The 1,941-nt window shown below is 64.7% G+C and carries 1 protein-coding gene; it reads left to right on the top strand.

Features of this window, described 5'->3' with window-relative positions:
* Positions 1 to 45 precede the first annotated feature (45 nt).
* A complete protein-coding gene (locus tag FS320_RS42460) occupies positions 46 to 1,209 on the top strand; it encodes an IS110 family RNA-guided transposase (protein ID WP_152718530.1) in 1,164 nt (387 codons plus the stop codon).
* Positions 1,210 to 1,941: the final 732 nt, after the last annotated feature.

The following is a 1,941-nucleotide window of genomic DNA, read 5'->3' on the forward strand; positions in this document are numbered from 1 at the left end:
AGCGATGGCATCCTTGGCGCCGGTCACGAACCGATGGAGCGCCCCATGGCAAAGCCAGACGATCTCAGCCGATCCCTCGTCCCATTCGAGCAGAGCAGCACGCTCGTCGCCGTCATCGAGATGAGCCTGTCAAGCTGGCTCGTCGCTGGGATTGTGCCGGGACTTGATCGCCATCCCTTGAAGAAGCTTGGCGCGGACGAAGACGCCCTGCTGCGATTGCTCCAGCGCTGGCGCGACAAGGCGGTCGCGGCGGGATGCACGATCACCCGGGTTGTGGTCGCCTTTGAAGCTGGCCGGGATGGCTTTTGGCTGGCGCGCTGGCTCCGGGCACACGACGTCGAAACTTACGTGATCCATCCTACGAGTGTGGCGGTATCTCGCGAACACCGGCGGGCCAAGACCGACCGGATCGACACCGCACTGCTGAAGCGTGCCTTCCTCGGCTGGCTGCGCGGCGAACCGGATCATTGCAACATGACGGCGATTCCTACTCCCGAGCAGGAAGACGGCAAGCGCCCGAGCCGTGAGCGCGAGACCCTGATCGGTGAGCACACGCGCATCATCAATCGGATGAAGGCGTGCCTGGTTCGCTGGGGCATCCGTAATTTCAAGCCGACGCTGCGCCAGGCACCACAGCGGCTCGAAGCGCTTCGCACGCCCGAGGGCATGCCTTTACCGCCCAATACCCTGGCTGAGATGCGTCGCGATATGGCACGCCTGCACCTCATCAAGGACCAGATCAAGGCGATCACGGAGAATCGTGTGCGGCGCCTGGGCCAAGCGTCCGCTGACCGGCCACAGGCGATGAGCCGGATGTTGGCGCGTGTCATCGGCGTTGGAATTGAGACTGCCGACATGCTCGTGCAGGAGATCTTGTCGCGTCACTTGCGCGATCGCAGGGCGGTGGCGCGCTACGCGGGCCTCACTGGCGCGCCCGACGAGAGTGGCAAGCGTCGGCGGGAGAAGGGCCTTGCGCGAGCTGGCAACACGCGGGTACGCCACGGCATGATCCAGTTGGCATGGCGTTTCCTGCGGTTCCAGAAGGCCAGCGCCCTGGCCCAATGGTTTCATGCGCGAACGTCCGATGGACGCGGCGGCACACGCAAGACGATGATCGTGGCGCTGGCCCGTAAGCTTCTCATCGCCCTCTGGCGTCTTGTTGCGACCGGCGAGGTGCCGCAGGGCGTCGTCCTACGTCCGGCGTCATGAGCGAGTGCACCGATTGAGGACAACTGGATAACCGCCTTGGCGGCCCATGCGAGGGGCTGCCGATGACGATCCGAGGTGGTGGTGACCCGATGATAACCCATGGCTTCCAAGCCGCTGTGAAGAATGGACCCGCCGCCCTGGAGCTTCGCCGCCGATGCGCATGACTGCATCATGGTTCCGATCCCTGCGGATCGACCGAATACAAGGTCGTGGCGCGATCTCCGTGCCCGATGGCGAGCTCCCCTCGGACTTGTCGCCGGTTGGCCATAGGGCAGGACAATTCGACCAACCGACATAGCCTGCCGCTGCGAACAGGGACGGCCAATAAGGGTCAGGTCGGCGAACGAGAAGATGGTCGCCAGCTTGGTCAAACAAGGAGATGAGGCCATGAAGGAACTTGCTTGACAAGCATCGCTCCATACAAGGGTTTCGGATGCCGGCCCAACCCGACGCAGCGAGGTGCACTGGGGCCGGCGTCCGGAAGCCTCCAGGGAAGGCACCCGCGGAACGATTGGGCGCCGCGCGTGCGGTGCTCTTCTATGGGGATTTGGGCGCTTTGGATCGGGGACTGGATCGGCGTCGATGCGTCTAAGCCAGCGGAGTGGCGGCGGCGATGAGCCGGAGCGGGGCATCATCGCCGTGGCCGAGTTGGCGCGACGGTGACCATCGATGCTCCACCCGCAGGGCGCACATCCCATTTGACCGGGCACCAGCGCGGCCGGCGCAGGACCA

The sequence above is a fragment of the Microvirga tunisiensis genome (assembly GCF_009296175.1).
GTDB classification, from domain to species: Bacteria; Pseudomonadota; Alphaproteobacteria; order Rhizobiales; family Beijerinckiaceae; genus Microvirga; species Microvirga tunisiensis.

What these genes read in the sequence shown, in the direction of transcription:
- FS320_RS42460 (WP_152718530.1), top strand. Translation starts at nt 46, where the DNA reads ATGGCAAAGCCAGACGATCTCAGCCGATCCCTCGTCCCATTCGAGCAG.